Below are 1,737 nucleotides of genomic sequence, written 5' to 3' on the forward strand. Positions count from 1 at the left end.
ATTTGGAAATGAAAAGATTGGGCAGATGGCATGGTTTAGTGCGAGCGTCAAATCAAAGAAAGTAACCTGGAAACGAACTGCCAACAGCGAACCAAAACCTTGATTTATGTTTGACTTGCTGTAATTATAAGGTATGCTTGACAAGTTAGAATTTGATGGAGGAGTACAATCGCAATTATGAGTTCCTGCCCATGGTGTTTGCTCATACGGGAAAGAAGTTTTAAAAGCAATATCATTTTGGCCAACGCCGGTATTATAAGTTACCACATTTAAAAGTTGCGCAGTAACCGGGCTTGGGCTGGTTCCGGGAATATAGTCATCATACCATAAACCAATAGCCGCTAATGCAACTCCGCCTACAGCCTGTAATTCAATAGTAGTTACATCATCTTCTAATCTTCTTCCGTTAGGGAAACCATCCATGTTTGGAATAAACTGGATGTTTGCATTAGCATTAAATCTTGGATCGGTTAATCCTAAAACTGCTGCCTGTACAATTCCTAAACTGCTAAAGTCGGCACTGTTACGTGGTGTAACCGGTACAGCCATATTCAACCTTAAATAATCACCCAGGGTTGGTAAAAAATTATTGATAAAAGGTTTACCTGCTGCTAATGGATTACCCCCTTTACCTGTTGCTAATTGATAAGGACGTAAGTTGGGAACGCCTGTATAAAAAATTGGTAAGATATCAACAGCTCTCGGGCTCATGTTATCTGGTAATAAAATGGTACCAAAAATAGCATCATCCAGTGCAGTACCTGCTACAGCAGGAGAACCTTTTAATGGGAACAATCCAGGTTTACCATTTCTAAAATCAAAAGCGCCTAAAGATTTTGTCTGCACCCTTAATTTAGCAAGGCCAGGTACAGCACCACCAAACTGAGAATCGTCCATGTACAAAGCCAGCTCAGGATTTTTAAAGAAAGGCACAAACTGTCCGTCGTTTGCCGGTGAAGTAGCGTTCCATCTGTCTTTTTGACCAATGGCAATTACTGCTTCGTTGGTTAAAGGCATTCCCAATCTTGAAACTTGTGTCCATGCACCCGAAGTTGCAGGTTTATCACCGGTTAAACTTAAAGTAGTAATTGCCGGCCTGCTTGCGTTGGCATAAACACCAATTACAAAATCAGCATCTAAAATACTGGTAGCCATTGCCGTGGTTTTACCAGTTTTTTGTAAAGTTGAAATAGGTACTTCAATTGCAATGGTATGGCAATTAAATTTTGCAAGGCCGTCTCTTGCACCAGCAGTTCTAAATCCACCAGCATCAAATGCACCGCCTAAGTCAACAAAGAACGGATCATCAACCGGACCGCAAAAAACTTTTTCGCCGCTGGTGGCTGTAGCAATTGCTGCAGTCATCAATGCATTATAATCTGTTGCACCTAAACCTACACCACCTTCAATAGAGCGTGGGCCAATATTATTTGGCGGCACCACTCCGGCAGCAACAATAGAAGTAAATGATGTGCCACCATTAATACTTCTTTCGCACAGGTAAGTTGTTTTTATATTTTGTTTACCCAGACGGATGTTAAAGAAAGTTGATCCATCTTCATTTACGCTGGTAAAAGTAAAACGGTAAATAATATCATCACCTGTGGTGGCAGTGTTATTGTCTATATGAATTTCGTAACGTATATTTTCTCCAAAAGTGTACCAGTTGGGGCCACCGGCCGGATGCTCAAAAGGAATATAGTTGGCAATTAAAATTATTTTGCTTGAATCAGCGGG

At 40.9% G+C, this 1,737-nt stretch carries 1 protein-coding gene; it reads right to left on the minus strand.

Annotated elements, in window-relative coordinates; genetic code table 11:
• Positions 1 to 1,737 (minus strand): DUF4331 domain-containing protein (locus ACY65O_RS11365; protein ID WP_462220976.1); only part of this gene is annotated, 1,737 nt, incomplete at both ends.

The organism is Ferruginibacter sp. (assembly GCF_031430955.1).
Lineage (GTDB): Bacteria > Bacteroidota > Bacteroidia > Chitinophagales > Chitinophagaceae > Ferruginibacter.